The sequence below is a fragment of the Pseudomonas oryzihabitans genome (assembly GCF_007665395.1).
Lineage (GTDB): Bacteria > Pseudomonadota > Gammaproteobacteria > Pseudomonadales > Pseudomonadaceae > Chryseomonas > Chryseomonas psychrotolerans_C.
Genome location: NZ_VDND01000013.1, coordinates 174637 through 189222, shown reverse-complemented (window position 1 = coordinate 189222; position 14586 = coordinate 174637). Strand labels below are relative to the sequence as shown.

The 14586-nt window shown below is 66.0% G+C and carries 15 protein-coding genes; 6 read left to right on the top strand and 9 right to left on the bottom strand.

The features are described from left to right. Nucleotides 1–56: 56 nt before the first annotated feature. Nucleotides 57–1295, bottom strand: a complete 1239-nt coding sequence (locus FSV73_RS22370) for an HD-GYP domain-containing protein (protein WP_145011669.1) — start codon at nt 1293–1295, stop codon at nt 57–59. Between the two features lie 106 nt (nt 1296–1401). On the opposite strand from FSV73_RS22370, the gene FSV73_RS22365 reads away from it, so the two are divergent. Beyond that, nucleotides 1402–2289, top strand: a complete 888-nt coding sequence (locus FSV73_RS22365; RefSeq protein WP_145011666.1) for an acyltransferase — start codon at nt 1402–1404, stop codon at nt 2287–2289. A 71-nt stretch (nt 2290–2360) separates the two neighbouring features. After that, complete coding sequence (mdtD, locus tag FSV73_RS22360) at nt 2361–3794, top strand: multidrug transporter subunit MdtD (protein ID WP_145011663.1); 1434 nt, start codon at nt 2361–2363, stop codon at nt 3792–3794. A gap of 84 nt (nt 3795–3878) precedes the next feature. On the opposite strand, the gene FSV73_RS22355 is transcribed toward mdtD, so the two are convergent. After that, the gene (locus FSV73_RS22355; RefSeq protein WP_145011660.1) at nt 3879–4088 is read right to left on the bottom strand and encodes a cold-shock protein; all 210 of its coding nucleotides are present in this window, start codon (nt 4086–4088) and stop codon (nt 3879–3881) included. 414 nt (nt 4089–4502) lie between these two features. Here FSV73_RS22355 and FSV73_RS22350 point away from each other — a divergent pair, with 414 nt between their 5' ends. Further along, nucleotides 4503–5195, top strand: coding sequence for an HAD family hydrolase (locus FSV73_RS22350; protein WP_145011657.1), 693 nt, complete (start codon nt 4503–4505; stop codon nt 5193–5195). 44 nt (nt 5196–5239) lie between these two features. Here the strand turns inward: FSV73_RS22350 and FSV73_RS22345 are convergent, their stop codons facing one another. Both FSV73_RS22345 and FSV73_RS22340 read right to left on the bottom strand, forming a co-directional pair. After that, complete coding sequence (locus FSV73_RS22345; RefSeq protein WP_186309315.1) at nt 5240–6454, bottom strand: NAD(P)-dependent oxidoreductase; 1215 nt, start codon at nt 6452–6454, stop codon at nt 5240–5242. 287 nt (nt 6455–6741) lie between these two features. Next, entirely contained in the window at nt 6742–8235 is a 1494-nt protein-coding gene (locus FSV73_RS22340; protein ID WP_145011651.1) for a lipid II flippase MurJ, read from the bottom strand. A gap of 316 nt (nt 8236–8551) precedes the next feature. Between FSV73_RS22340 and FSV73_RS22335 the strand changes: the two genes are divergently transcribed. Then, entirely contained in the window at nt 8552–8806 is a 255-nt protein-coding gene (locus FSV73_RS22335; protein WP_145011648.1) for a YebG family protein, read from the top strand. A 56-nt stretch (nt 8807–8862) separates the two neighbouring features. Continuing rightward, entirely contained in the window at nt 8863–9816 is a 954-nt protein-coding gene (locus FSV73_RS22330) for a nucleoside hydrolase (protein WP_145011645.1), read from the top strand. Between the two features lie 124 nt (nt 9817–9940). On the opposite strand, the gene fba is transcribed toward FSV73_RS22330, so the two are convergent. From fba to epd, 5 genes are all read right to left on the bottom strand, one after another. Further along, a complete protein-coding gene (gene fba, locus FSV73_RS22325; RefSeq protein ID WP_145011642.1) occupies nt 9941–11005 on the bottom strand; it encodes a class II fructose-bisphosphate aldolase in 1065 nt (354 codons plus the stop codon). A gap of 118 nt (nt 11006–11123) precedes the next feature. Beyond that, on the bottom strand, nt 11124–11453 hold the full coding sequence (locus FSV73_RS22320; protein ID WP_145011639.1) for an MliC family protein: 330 nt from the start codon (nt 11451–11453) through the stop codon (nt 11124–11126). After that, a complete protein-coding gene (locus FSV73_RS22315) occupies nt 11450–11647 on the bottom strand; it encodes a hypothetical protein (RefSeq protein ID WP_145011636.1) in 198 nt (65 codons plus the stop codon). Before FSV73_RS22315 ends, FSV73_RS22320 begins: the two co-directional genes overlap by 4 nt. 5 nt (nt 11648–11652) lie before the next feature. Continuing rightward, nucleotides 11653–12816, bottom strand: a complete 1164-nt coding sequence (locus FSV73_RS22310) for a phosphoglycerate kinase (RefSeq protein WP_145011633.1) — start codon at nt 12814–12816, stop codon at nt 11653–11655. 27 nt (nt 12817–12843) lie between these two features. After that, complete coding sequence (gene epd, locus FSV73_RS22305; protein ID WP_145011630.1) at nt 12844–13887, bottom strand: erythrose-4-phosphate dehydrogenase; 1044 nt, start codon at nt 13885–13887, stop codon at nt 12844–12846. Between the two features lie 474 nt (nt 13888–14361). On the opposite strand from epd, the gene nrdH reads away from it, so the two are divergent. Continuing rightward, a complete protein-coding gene (gene nrdH / locus FSV73_RS22300) occupies nt 14362–14586 on the top strand; it encodes a glutaredoxin-like protein NrdH (protein ID WP_145011627.1) in 225 nt (74 codons plus the stop codon).

The following is a 14586-nucleotide window of genomic DNA, read 5'->3' as shown; positions in this document are numbered from 1 at the left end:
AAACCGCCCATCAGTCGGGCTCCGTTGCCACTGAACAACGTACTGGGTTTACACAGCTAGGCCTGCTGCCAGAGCCGCTCCAGATTACGAAAGCCCCACTCTTCCGGGTCTTCCCGGCGGACGATGCGCTCGCCGGCGGGCGCCCGAGCCAGATCCAGCAGCCGCTGTGGCAGGGGCGTACGCGAGCGGGCGGAGAAGAACACCCGTACCTGCGGCGTCAGCAGACTGTCCGGATGCTGGTCGACGACCACCGCCAGCTGCTCGTTGCTCAGCCGCACCAGGGAGCCGATCGGGTAGATCCCAAGTGTCTTGACGAAGGCCTGGAACACCTGGGGATCGAAGTGGCCCCGCCACTCCGCCATGCGCCGGATCGCCTCGGCCGGACTCCAGGCGGCCTTGTAGGGTCGGGTCGAGGAGACGGCGTCGTAGACGTCGCAGACGGCGGCGATCCGCGCCAGCAGGCTGATGTCCTTGCCGACCAGGCCGTGGGGATAGCCGCTGCCGTCGAACTTCTCGTGGTGGTGCTGGCAGACGTCGATGACCTCCGGCGCTGCGCCCCACTCCTGCAGCAGGGCGACGCCCTGCTCGGGATGCCGCCGCATCACCGCAAACTCCGCGTCGGTCAGCTTGCCGGGCTTGTTGAGCACCGCGAGCGGGGTCTTCATCTTGCCCACGTCATGCAGCAGCCCGGCCTTGCCGGCCAGCAGCACCTGGTCCGCCGGCAGCTCCATCTGCCGCGCCACGGCGGTCATCAGGGCGCAGACCGACACGGAATGGATGTAGGTATACTCGTCGGCCGTACGCAGCCGCGTCAGGCTGATCAGGGCCGTGGGATGCCGCAGCACCGACGCCGAAATCTGCTCGACCACGGTCGCCACCTCGCTCAGCTCGATGGCCTGTCCCAGGCGCGCGTCCTGGAACAGCCGCGCCACCTCCTGCTTGGCATGAGCACTCACGGCGGCGGCCTGCGCCAATTCCTGCAGGCAGCCCGATACCTCAAGCGCCAGCGCGGGGTTACCAGAGGTCCCGGGGGTGCTGGCAGCCGGGAGCGGCGCTGGAACCAGGGCCGGTTCCAGCGCGGGCTTGGGCTCGGGCTCGGGCTCGGGGTGAAGATCCAGCCCCTTGGCGACATCGATCCACACGGCGCTGACCGCACTGTCCTGGATCTTCCGCAGGTCGCGCGGCTCCTGGAGCAGGAAGCGCGCCTTCCAGAACGGATGGTCGATCCAGCTGCCCTCGAACCCGTGGATGTACATGCCGAGGCAGACCTCGGCACTGGTAACCTTCTTGAGCATGGCGTTCACTTCGCAACGTCCTGGCAGCAGCCACCCTGGAATAGATGATCGCAAAATGCCATCTCACGCTAAAGACTATCGCCCCCCGTTCTAGACGAGAGAATCCATGCACCTCCTGACCGGTATCGCCGTCTCCTTCCTGCTCCTGCTCAATACCCTCGTCCTGATCGGCCCGCTGATGCTGTTCGCCCTGATCAAGCTGCTGCCCGTCACTCCGCTGCGGGACGTGTGCTCGCGGCTGGTCACGGCCATCGCCGAGCTCTGGGCGGAACTCAACAAGCTTATCTTCGCCCGGCTGACGCCGACGCACTGGGACATCCGCGGCGCCGAGGTGCTCAGGCGCGACAGCTCCTACCTGGTCATCTGCAACCACCAGTCCTGGGTGGACATTCCCGCGCTCATCGAGACCTTCAATGGCAAGGTGCCCTACTTCAAGTTCTTCCTGAAGAAGGAGCTCATCTGGGTGCCCTTCCTCGGCCTGGCCTGGTGGGCGCTGGATTACCCCTTCATGAAGAGGTACACCCGGGCGCAAGTCGCCCGCCGCCCGGAGCTCAAGGGCGCGGATCTCGCCATCACCCGCCGCGCCTGCGAAAAGTTTCGCCGCCACCCGGTGACCATCGTCAACTACCTGGAAGGCACCCGCTTCACCGCGGCCAAGCACGCCGAACAGGGCTCGCCCTACCGCCACCTGCTCAAGCCCAAGGCCGGTGGCATGGCCTTCGTGCTCGCCGCCATGGGCGAGCAGCTGGATACCCTGCTGGACATCACCCTGGTCTATCCGGATGGCCGGGTACCCGGCTTCTGGGACCTGCTCTGCGGGCGGGTGAAACGCGTTATCATCGACATCCGCGCGCGCTCTCTGGATCCGGCGCGCTGGGCGGGTGACTACAGCGAGGACGCGGACTTTCGCGCCGACTTCCAGCAGTGGGTCAGCGAGCTCTGGGCAGAGAAGGACCAGCGGATCGAGGCGCTGCTAGATTCCCGCCGGCGTTGAACGAGCGGGGCACCCTGCCGCCCGCCGACAGTCAGAGTGCGGGTAGTCGGCTGTCACGACAAGGACCTACCATGCCCACCCCGACGCTGGATTCCACCACGACTCGCTGGCTGCCCTGGCTGATCGCGGTCGCCTTCTTCATGCAATCGCTGGATGCGACCATCGTCAACACGGCCCTGCCGCGCATGGCCGCCGACCTCGGCGAGAATCCCCTGCGCATGCAGGGGGTGGTGATCGCCTACCTGCTCACCGTCGCCCTGCTGATCCCCGCCTCGGGCTGGATTTCCGACCGCTTCGGCAGTCGGCGCACCTTCTTCACCGCCATCGCCCTCTTCACCTTCGGCTCGCTGCTTTGCGCCCTGGCGCCCAGCCTCAACCTGCTGATCGCCGCCCGGGTGATCCAGGGCCTGGGGGGATCGTTGATGCTGCCGGTGGGACGCCTGGTGATCCTGCGCGTCTATCCGCGCAGCGAGCTGGTGCGCGTCCTCAGCTTCATCACCATTCCCGGCCTGATCGGCCCCCTCGCGGGTCCGGCATTGGGCGGCTGGCTGGTGGAAGCCGTGTCCTGGCACTGGATCTTCCTGATCAACCTGCCGGTGGGCATCCTCGGCTGCCTGGCCACCCGCCGGCTGCTGCCGGACCTGCGCAGCCCGTTGCCGCAGCGGTTCGACGGCCTGGGCTTCCTGCTCTTCGGCACCTCCATGATCCTCATCAGCGTCGCCCTGGAAGGCCTTGGCGAGCTGCACCTGCCCCATGTGCGGGTGGTGCTGCTGCTGATGGGCGGCATGGCCTGCATGGTTGCCTACTGGCTACGCGCCCTGCACCACGACCAGCCGCTGTTCTCGCCCGACCTGTTTCGCATCCGCAGCTTCGCGGTCGGCATCTTCGGCAATCTCTTCGCCCGCCTCGGCAGTGGCGCCCTGCCCTTCCTCATTCCGCTGCTGTTCCAGGTGGGCCTCGGCTACTCCCCAGCCCAGGCCGGCCTGCTGATGATGCCCCTGGCGCTCTCGGCGATGCTGGCCAAACCCATCGCCGGCCCGCTGATCGGGCGCCTCGGCTATCGCCGCCTGTTGGTGGGCAACACCCTGCTGCTGGGGTGCCTGACTGCCAGTCTCGCCCTGCTGGGGCCGTCCACCCCCTTCATCTGGCTGCTCATCCACCTGGGCATCCTGGGCGCGGTGAACTCGATGCAATTCACCGCCATGAACACCATCACCCTCATCGACCTGCACGACCAGCAGGCCGCCAGCGGCAACAGCCTGCTGTCGGTGGTGATGCAACTGGCCATGAGCTTCGGCGTCGCCTGCGCCGCGGCGCTGCTGGGCGGTTTCCAGGATGACTACGGCGACGCCGAGGTGCTTTCCGCCTTCCGCGCGACCTTCCTCTGCGTCGGTGCCCTGTCGATGCTGGCCGCGGCCATCTTCCTGCAGGCGTCGCGCGAGACCGGTCGCCGGGTCAAGCCACTGGCCAGCGAGCCCGAGAAGAGCGCCCAGAGCGCGGAATGACGGTATCGACCGCGAAGGGCACGACAGAAACGAAAAACCCCGGCCGGGCCGGGGTTTTTCGTGAGCTTCGGGCGACGCCAGGTGTCAGACGACCTGTACGTGCTCTGCCTGCATGCCCTTCTGGCCTTGCACGACTTCGAAGCTGACCTTCTGGCCTTCCGCCAGGGTCTTGAAACCTTTGCCTTCGATCGCGCGGAAGTGCACGAACACGTCCGGACCGCTCTCGGGAGTAATGAAGCCGTAGCCTTTGGTTTCGTTGAACCACTTGACGGTGCCGTTCTGACGATTCGACATGACGGGTGTTGCTCCTTGGAATAACGGGTTTGTTATGAACACGAGCTGGCGCGGCAGTGCGTTGCATACACCAGGCGCCCGGTACTGAGTTGCAAGGAGTAACAAGAATCGAGCAGCAAGGGGTGGACGCGGAGCCTACCGCCTCAGGTCACGATCGACGGCGACCCAAGCAAACACAGTTCTCGAACTCTACGCCATATTTTTCTGGAAAGCGATTACCCTCCGGAGGTCGAAATCCTTTTGGACAGAAGGCGTCGCGAAGCCGCCTGAAAGGTACTGTCAGAGCCCGTTTCGACCGCCCGGGCGGGGCCGGCGAGGCCGTTGCGCCAGCCCCTTTTCGTTGCCCTGGGCCACCTGCGGCGACCGGCTGCGGTGCCCTGCCCGGGTCCTGAAATCCACCTGCAAGGAATACCGATGAATCTCACCCCTGTGGAACTGCTGATCAGCGATTGCGATGGCGTGCTGGTCGACAGCGAAATCCTGGCCGAGCGCGTCGTGCTCGACGGCCTGGCCGCCCATGCGCCCCGTGCCGAACTGGAAGCCCTGCTGCATGGGACCTTCGGCCTGACCACCAAGGACATCTTCGCGCTGGTCGAGCAGCGCTTCGGCATCACCTTGCCGCCCCAGCTGTTCAGCGAGCTGCGCGCCCAGGCGGAGCGCCTGATCGCCACCAGCGTCGAGCCCATTACCGGGGTGAAGCGCGCCCTGGAAAGCATCGACCTGCCGCTGGCGGTCGCCTCCAACAGCCTCAGGCACAGCGTCGAATCCTCGGTGGCACGGGCCGGCCTGGTGGAGCGGGTGGCGGGCAATGTCTTCAGCGCCGACATGGTGGCTCAGCCCAAGCCGGCGCCCGATGTCTATCTGCTCGCGGCCAGCACCCTGGGCGTCGCGCCCGAGCGCTGCCTGGTGGTCGAGGACAGCGCGACCGGCGTCCGGGCGGCGCTGGCGGCCGGCATGAGGGTCATCGGCTTCACCGGCGCCAGCCACATTCCGCCGAGCCATGGCGACACCCTGCGCGCCCTGGGGGTGACCGCCCTGATCGCCCACATGGACGAGCTACCCGGTACCGTCGCCCAGCTGCGCGCAGCGGCCAGCGGCACGGCATGAAAAAAGGGGCCTCGCGGCCCCTTCTCTTCACGCGTTACGCGGGATCAGGACAGTACCGAGCCGGCCACCTTGGGCAGGGCCACTGGCGCCATCCCGGCCACGGCATTCCAGGCCGGCTCGCTCAGCTGGGTTTCCAGCAGCTGCCGATGGATGGCCTCGCGGTGCTGTTGCAGCACGATGTCCAGTGCCCGGCTGGGCGCCAGCTCGACGTCGTCGAAGGTGACGATCTGGCCCGGCTCCATGGCCCGCTTGAGCACGCTGTGCTTGAGCAGACCGATCGGCAGGTGATCCGGGCACTCGGCGATCTTCACGGCTTCGCCGCGCACGCTGTAGCCGCCGATCCCGCGCTCGATGACATCGCCCGCCGCCATGGGCTTCTTCATGATGGCGGCGACGCTCAGGGTCGGCGTGGTGGAGTTGTTCAGCAGGATCTTGCCACCGGCGATGACCCGGCGCAGGGTCTTGCCCACTTCCAGGGAGCACAGGTGGAAGGGGCGTACCAGCACGTAGTACGGGCCCTTGCCCAGCTTGAAGTATTCGATGGCGCCAGCCTGGTCTTCGTCATGCCGACCGACCACGAAGACGCCACCGGCCGAGTAGCCGCTTGGGATCACGTAGTCGACGATGGGCTTGCCCAGTTGCTCGGCCATCTGCGCGAGGATGTTGGCGCTGTCCTGCAGGTTGGTCGAATTCAAACCTTCCAGACCCTGGCGGGTGATGGTGGCGCCATAGTTGTTGCCGACCACCACCTGCTCGATCTGCACCTTGGTGCCGTCGGTGAAGGAGGTGGTCTGGTCGACGCTGGTCCCCTGGCGGGCGGACCAGTAGGCCATGTCTTCCGGCGTCGGGTTGTGGTTTAGGTAGCCCTTCATGTTGCCGTAGACCAGCGGCTTGAAGCCCATCTGCACGGCTTCTTCGTGCAGCGCTGCCAGCGAACCCGGCTGGTCACCCTCGGCCTCGGTCAGGAAGCCCTTGCCCGCCAGATAAGAACCCGTCGTCACCTGCAGCTCGGCATTGATGGTGACCACCTTGATGCCCGCCTCGAAGGCGCGCTCGATGATCTCGGTACCGTGGTAGGGGTCGCCGCTGCACTCCACCAGCAGATCGCAATGATCGATGAGATCCGCCACCGACTGGGTGAGCGCCTCGGTCAGCGGATAGTCGGTGACCGTCGCGATGGGGCGGCGGGTCAGGACGCGGGTCACGGTCATGTCGTCATAGTGGCGGCTGATCAGCCGGGCCAGGCAACGCGAGATCATGCCGGTACCGACGATGCCGATACGAGTGACGGGGGTTTGGGAGGACATAGGATCGATTCCTTTCAAAGAGAATGTCGGTGGCGAGCAAAGCCACCATGCGAAGTGCCGATCCCAACTACGTGTCCGATCTCTTGCCACTGGAAGAGGCTTCCAGCAGAAATTCTAATGACTGGGATCAATCTTTCCGTGCGACTCGAAGCCAAAGCAAAAATTCATGACTTCGCTACAGATAGCGACCAATGGCTGCAGATCGCTACTTTTTTCTTGGCCGTTCGTCGACAGCCTGCTTAACTCGTCGGTTCCGCGCGCTCGGTGCCCACCCCGCCGCGCGCCCAATAGCCGCGGCGAAACAGGTCACGCTCACCCAGGACCAACAACAGCACCAGGAAGCCCAGCATGGCTACGCTGATGCTGACGATCAGCTCCAGCAGGCCGACCGGCTTGGGCAACAGGAAACTCAGCAGGGCCACCGCACTGCCCGCGCTGAACCAGCGCAGCAGCAGCGACAGGTGCAGCCCGCCCAGCGAGTGGCGATAGAGCGCCAACGCCATGAATACGGCCTGCAGGAAGGCGCCGGTGGTAAAGGAATAGGCCAGGCCCTGGGCGCCGAACGGCTTGTAGAGGCAGGCATCCAGCGCGACGGTGATGAAGGAGCTGGCCAGGGTGGTGTAGAGGAAGGTCCGGGCGCGCTGCTGCGACAGCAGGGCACGGCCCCATAGCAGGGCCAGGCCCATCCAGGGCAGGCCCAGGGCGTAGGCCACCACCAGGGTCGCGGTCGCCGCGCTCTGCTCGGCGCCAAAGGCCCCGCGCTCCAGCAGCACCTTGACCACCGGCTCCGAGTAGCTGAACAGCACCACCGATGCCGGCACCAGGAACAGCAGGGTGCCGAGCAGCGCCTTGCGCATCAGCGCGCTGTACTTGTCGGCATTGCCCTCGTTCCAGCTGCGGGTCAGCTCGGGAAAGATCATCGCCAGGATGGACAGCGCATAGAGCGTGAGCGGAATGGTCACGATGCGGTAGGAGAAGGACAGCATGGTGATGTTGCCCTCCGCCAGCAGCGAGGCGAAGAAGCGCTCCGCCAGCATGCAGCCCTGCTGGGCACCGGCGGCGAGCAGGACCGGGGCGAAGGTCAGGGCGAAGGGACTGCCCTCGGGCTTCTCGAAGGCGACCGAGCGCTGGCTGAGATAGCCCAGCCGCCGGTGTTGGATGACGATCAGCAGCACCTGGGGCAGCAGCATGCCGGTGAACAGCGCGATGCCACTCGGCTGCAGGATGACGATGGCCAGGATGGCGCCCAGGTTGAGCATCAGGGTGCGGGTCATGGGCAGGATGAAGATGCGATCCAGGTTGAGCAGCGCGCCCTGGCAATAGAGGACGGCCTGGACGCAGATCAGCAGGGTGCCGACGGCGAAGACCAGCTTGCCGGTCTCGACCTGCTCGTCGCTCCAGCCCGGGGCCAGGGCATGCATCAGCCAGGGGCTGGCGAGCACGCCGATCACCGACAGCAACAGGCCGAACAGGCCGATGCGCCAGTACAGCCAGCGGCCCACCTGCTCGTATTGGGCGTTGCAGTTGTCGCGGATGCGTTGCAGATAGGGAATCATGGCGTCGCGCAGGGCGAGACCGAAGAAACTCTCGAAGAACACCGGCAGGATGAGCGCGACGAAGATGAGGTCGGCCTCCCAGCTCACCCCGAACTGGCGGGCGATGAGCAGGTCGCGCAGGAATCCCAGCAGGAAGCTGGCCACGGTGATGGCCAGGATGATAAGTGTCGAACTCACGCCCGCACCTCGGTCGGCACGTATTGGCCACGCATGGAAATAAGCGGATGAATGAAGAAGGCGGGCATGGGCGGTCTCGTTCCGTGAGCCGGAGATAGTCCGGATAAAGGCGGGCAGAACTGCCCGTTTGGTCCAGACTCAGAGACCAGCTTCCGCCGTTAAGTTTCCGGGGGCAATTTGAGCGCCGCGCAAAAATGTCGAACGATTGGCAAATTGCCATGATGGGCAGGTCATCAGCCGCCGAGCGGTCGCCCTTGCAATCCTGAGCCAGGCCTAATACTGTATATATAACCAGATACAGAATACGAGGTGACGCATGGCCGTCGAAGTGTTGTATCGCAGCAGCCGAGATCCGGAGCGCCTGTTCATGGATAAAGCCGAAGCCGATCGTCACGACAAGATGCTGGAGTTGGCGGAATCGCTCGCCAGCGTACTGGACAAGGCCGTTCCCGGTCTTGCCGAGCAGCAGTGCGAAGACCTGGGCCTGTTCATGGCCCGCAACCGGGAGATCTTCGCCCGCGCCTTCCGCAACCAGCCCGACGCGCTGGGCGAGCTGGATCTCCCCAGCTAGCCGGAGGCGGCGACCCTCGGGTAGCCTGGGAAGAGACCCGAGCCGGAGAAAGCCTCTTGTCCCTTCCCATCATCTTCGATACCGATCCTGGCGTGGATGACGCCCAGGCCATCGCCCTGCTGTTCGCCGATCCCGCCTTCGAGGTGATCGGCCTGACCACGACCTTCGGCAACGTCCCGGTCGCCACGGCGACGCGGAACGCCCTGCTGCTCACCGAGCTGGCCGGGCGCGACACGCCCGTGGCCGCCGGCGTGGCCGAGCCGCTGGTCAAGCCGGCCGGCAACCATGCCCTGCACGTGCACGGCCAGGATGGCCTGGGCAACCAGCAGCTTCCCGCGCCGAGCCAGACGCCCCACGCCCTGGACGCCGCCCGCTTCATCGTCGAGCAGACCCGCCGGCGGCCGGGCGAGATCACCCTGGTGGCGGTCGGGCCGCTGGGCAACCTGGCGCTGGCCCTGGCGCTGGATCCCACGGTTGCCGCACGCGTCCGCGAGGTTGTGGTGATGGGCGGCGCCATCGTCGAGCCGGGCAATGTCACGCCGGTGGCGGAAGCCAACATCTTCTCCGATCCCCATGCCGCGGCGCGGGTGTTCGCCGCGTCCTGGCCGCTGACCCTGGTGGGCCTGGACGCCACCCACCGCGCCGTCCTAGACCCACCGCGCCTGCAGCGCATCGCCGCGCGGCAGGGCGCCCTGGGCGAGGTCCTGGCACGGAGCTACGACTTCTACGCGGACTTCTATCGCAGCGTGAAGGACATCGACGGTTGCCATCCCCATGACAGCTGCGCCCTGGCCTACCTGCGCCGGCCCGAGCTGTTCCATACCGCCCGTGGCCATCTCAGCGTGGGTACCGAGGGCCTGGCCGAAGGCCAGACCTTCTTCGCCCCCGAAGGGCGCCTCTATCAGGACGGCCGCTGGTCCGGCAATCCGCTGGCCACGGTCTGCCTGGGCATGGACGGCGCCGCCATGGTCGCCTGGATGGAAGAGGTGTTGACCGCCACCAGGGCCTGACCCACGCCAGGCTTGGCCAAGGCGTGCCGGAGAAGCCGCACCGACGCCTGTCGTCGCGGCGAACCGCCTGGCAGGTCGCAGGCAATAAAAAAGGCCCCGTGAGGGGCCTTCTTGCTCAGCCGGATCAGTTGACCTTGGGATCCAGTTCGCCGCGGGCATAGCGCTCGAACATGGCATCCAGGGAGATCGGCTTGATCTTGGAGGCCTGGCCGGCGGTGCCGAAGGCTTCGTAGCGGGCGATGCAGACGTCACGCATGGCGGTCACGGTCTTGGCCAGGTACTTGCGCGGATCGAACTCGCTGCGATTCTTGGCCATGAATTCGCGGATGGCACCGGTGGACGCCAGGCGCAGGTCGGTGTCGATGTTGACCTTGCGCACGCCGTACTTGATGCCTTCGACGATCTCCTCGACCGGCACGCCGTAGGTTTCCTTGATGTCGCCACCGTACTCGTTGATGATTTTCAGCCACTCCTGGGGCACCGAGCTGGAGCCGTGCATGACCAGGTGGGTGTCCGGGATGCGCGCGTGGATTTCCTTGATGCGCTGGATCGACAGGGTATCCCCGGTCGGCGGCTTGGTGAACTTGTAGGCACCGTGGCTGGTGCCGATGGCGATGGCCAGGGCATCGACCTTGGTGGCCTTGACGAACTGCGCGGCTTCTTCCGGATCGGTCAGCAGCTGGCTGTGATCCAGGGTACCCTCGGCGCCGACGCCGTCTTCTTCACCGGCCATGCCGGTTTCCAGGCTGCCCAGGCAACCCAGCTCGCCTTCCACGGACACGCCGCAGGCATGGGCGAAGGCCACGGTCTGCTGGGTGACGCGCACGTTGTAGTCGTAGTCGGACGGCGTCTTGCCGTCGGCCTTGAGCGAGCCGTCCATCATCACCGAGGAGAAGCCCAGCTGGATGGAACGCTGGCAGACGTCGGGGCTGGTGCCATGGTCCTGGTGCATGACCACCGGGATGTGCGGGAATTCTTCCACCGCGGCCAGGATCAGGTGACGCAGGAAGGGAGCGCCGGCGTACTTGCGGGCACCGGCGGAGGCCTGGACGATGACCGGCGAATCGGTCTTGTCGGCGGCTTCCATGATGGCGCGCATCTGCTCGAGGTTGTTGACGTTGAAGGCTGGGACGCCGTAGCCGAATTCGGCGGCGTGATCCAGCAGCTGACGCATGCTGACGAGTGCCATTGGTGATTATCTCCCTACAAAGGCGGTGGTGGCGCCAGCCTGCATGAGCGGCTGGCAGGGTTCAAGCGGCCGACCCCTGGCCGCCGTGGATTAATCGGTTCAGCAGACATTCGCCGCTTCACGGCGTCCGGCAGCCACGACCGATGAGGTCATTGTTGGCGATCCAGTAGACGAGTCCCTGGTCGCCGCGGATGTGGAAGGCCACCAGCCCGTCGGTATAGGACTGGCCGTCGGTGGCCGGTTCGCGGTTGAGGTGACGGATCAGGCCATCGCCTTCCAGCTTGAGGTCGACGATGGATTGGCTGCGATCCACGTAGCGCCAATCGAAGGCCGCCTTGGAATCGCAGACCCAGTGGGTCCAGCCGCCGGTCTGCTGACCGCCGCGACCGGCGCAGCCGGCCAGCAGCGCGGCGCTCAACAGGCCGAAGAGCAGGCTGCGGCCCTTCACCGGGCACAACCGCTGGCCGGTCGACCGGCGTTGGTATTGCCGGTGAGCGTGTCGACGCGCTCGCCATTCTGCGCCGTGGGCGTGGCGGCCGCCGCGGGTGGCGGCGCGAAGACCGCACAGGCCTGGTCGGCGGAGCCACCGGCGCAACCGGCCAGCGCGAGGACAGCGGAACAGACGAGCAGCGGCGTACGCATGGGGATCACTCCTGGGCGCGTTGCTGGAGGACTTCCACGGCCGGCAGCACCTTGCCCTCGACGAATTCGAGGAAGGCGCCACCGCCGGTAGAGATGTAGGAGACCTGCTCGCCGATGCCGTACTTGTCGATGGCGGCCAGGGTGTCACCACCGCCGGCGATGGAGAAGGCATCGCTGTCGGCGATGGCCTTGGCCAGGGTGCGGGTGCCCTCGCCGAACTGGTCGAATTCGAAGACGCCCACCGGACCGTTCCAGAGAATGGTCTTGGCCGATTTCAGCAGGTCGGCGAATTGCTGGGCGCTGACCGGACCGATGTCGAGGATCATGTCGTCGTCGGCCACGTCCTTGATCGACTTGGTGGTGGCCTGAGCGGTCTCGGCGAATTCCTTGGCGACCACCACGTCCACCGGCAGCGGCACGCTGACCTTGGCGGCGATGGCCTTGGCGGTGTCCACCAGGTCGGCCTCGTACAGCGACTTGCCGACCTTGTAGCCCGCCGCGGCAAGGAAGGTGTTGGCGATGCCGCCACCGACGATCAGCTGGTCACAGATCTGCGCCAGGGAGTTGAGCACGTCGAGCTTGGTGGAGACCTTGGAGCCGGCGACGATGGCGGCCATGGGGCGCGCCGGGTTACCCAGCGCCTTGCCCAGGGCGTCCAGCTCGGCGGCCAGCAGCGGACCGGCCGCGGCGACCTTGGCGAACTTGGCCACGCCATGGGTCGAGCCCTCGGCGCGGTGGGCGGTGCCGAAGGCGTCCATGACGAAGATGTCGCACAGGGCGGCGTATTGCTTCGCCAGCTCATCGGCGTTCTTCTTTTCGCCCGCGTTGAAGCGCACGTTCTCCAGCAGCACCAGCTGGCCCGGCTCGACCTGGACGCCGTTCAGGTAGTCCTTCACCAGCGGTACCTCGCGGCCAAGCGCCTTGCTCAGGTAGGCGGCCACCGGCGCCAGGCTGTTTTCCTCGCTGAATTCGCCCTCGGTGGGACGGCCCAGGTGCGAGCAGACGATCACCGCGGCGCCCTTCTCCAGGGCCAGCTTGAGGGTCGGCAGGGCGGCGACCAGACGGGCGTCACTCTTGATCTGGCCTTCCTTCACCGGGACGTTGAGGTCTTCGCGAATCAGGACGCGCTTACCCTTCAGATCGAGGTCGCTCATTTTCAACACGGACATACAGGCAATCCCTTAGTTGTGCTTGTTTCAGGTGGGCTTGGCGCTGCGCAGCCAATGGCCGGCGACGTCGAGCATGCGGTTGGCGAAACCCCATTCATTGTCGAACCAGACCAGCAGGTTGACCAGCCGGGGACCGGAGACGCGGGTCTGGCTGCCGTCGACGATGGCGGAATGGGGATCGTGGTTGAAATCGCAGGATGCGTGGGGCAACTCGGTGTAGTCGATCAGCCCGGCCAGGGGGCCGTCCTGCGCGGCGTCGCGCAACAGGGTATTGAGGGCGGGCGCGCTGGTGTCCTGGCCGACGATGCAGGTGATGTCCAGGCAGGAGACGTTGACCGTGGGTACGCGCACGGCGCGGGCCTGGATGCGCCCGCCCAGTTCCGGCAGCAACCGCTCGATGCCCCGCGCCAGGCCGGTCGCCACCGGGATGATCGACTGGAACGCCGAGCGGGTCCGCCGCAGATCTTCGGCATGGTAGGCGTCGATCACGGGCTGGTCGTTCATGGCCGAGTGGATCGTGGTGATGGAGACGTATTCCAGACCCAGCGTCTCATGCAAAAGTTTCAGCACCGGGACACTGCAGTTGGTGGTACAGGACGCATTCGAGACCAGGGTCTCGTCACCGCGCAGGCTGTGCTGGTTGACGCCATAGACCACGGTGGCGTCCACGTCCGTCTCGCTGACCATGGGCTGGGAGAACAGCACCCGTGGCGCTCCGGCGGCGAGAAAGCGTCCGGCCTCGGCGCGGGTGCTGAAGGCACCGGAACATTCCAGCACCAGATCGACGTCCAGCGCCCGCCAGTCCACCCGCTCCGGTTCGGCCTCGCGGCGGATCTCCAGGGCCTGGTCGTCGATGCGCAGCCGCTCGCCGTCCAGCGCCACCCGCCCGGGAAAGCGGCCATGGGTGGAGTCGAAGCGGGTCAGGTACTCGAGGCTGGGCCGGTCGGCCAGGTCGTTGAGGGCGACGATGGAAAGGTCCGTCGCCGCGCCGCGCTCGTGCAGGGCACGCAGGACGCAGCGACCGATGCGACCGTAGCCATTGAGAGCGAGGCGATAGCGGGCAGAACTCATGCGGGGACGGACTCGAGCGCTAGCGAAAGGTCGATTATGCGGGCGTTCGGCGACGAATGGGAGTCGCCGCGGTAGCGAGCCTACCGTTCTCACTACAAAAAGGTGCCCTCCTTGGCAGAGCCGAAAAATTTCTGCCGCCTGGCTTGGCGTCGCTGCGGCATCCGACGCGGATCGCGGTCTGCGCTGGAAGGCCGGAAGTAGTCCTCGCCGCGCGAGGACTACTTGTGTGCAGACCGCGACACCCGTGGTGTCGCCCATGCGGAGCAGGCTCACAGGCTGATAGACAGCGACCATGACCTGGATCAAAAACCCTATGGATTGTGCTGTAGAAAAGTAAAAACACTATATGTAGTATCTAGACCGAACTTGAGGCCCTAGCCGCACTCAAAGGAAAGGACCCGCGTCACCCTGGCACAAGCCGGCTGGCGAGAGGCTTTTCCTTTGCGTTCGCCCCACTACGGACAGGAGTCAGCCATGACCATCACCATCTACAGCAAGCCCGCCTGCGTGCAGTGCAACGCCACCTATCGCGCCCTGGATCGCCAGGGGATCGCCTACCAGGTGGTGGACATCGAGCAGGACGCCAATGCACGCCAGACCGTGGAATCCCTGGGCTATCGCCAGGTGCCGGTGGTGGTGGCCGGTGACGACCACTGGGCCGGCTTCCGCCCGGACAAGCTCGGCCAGCTGGTGGCCTGA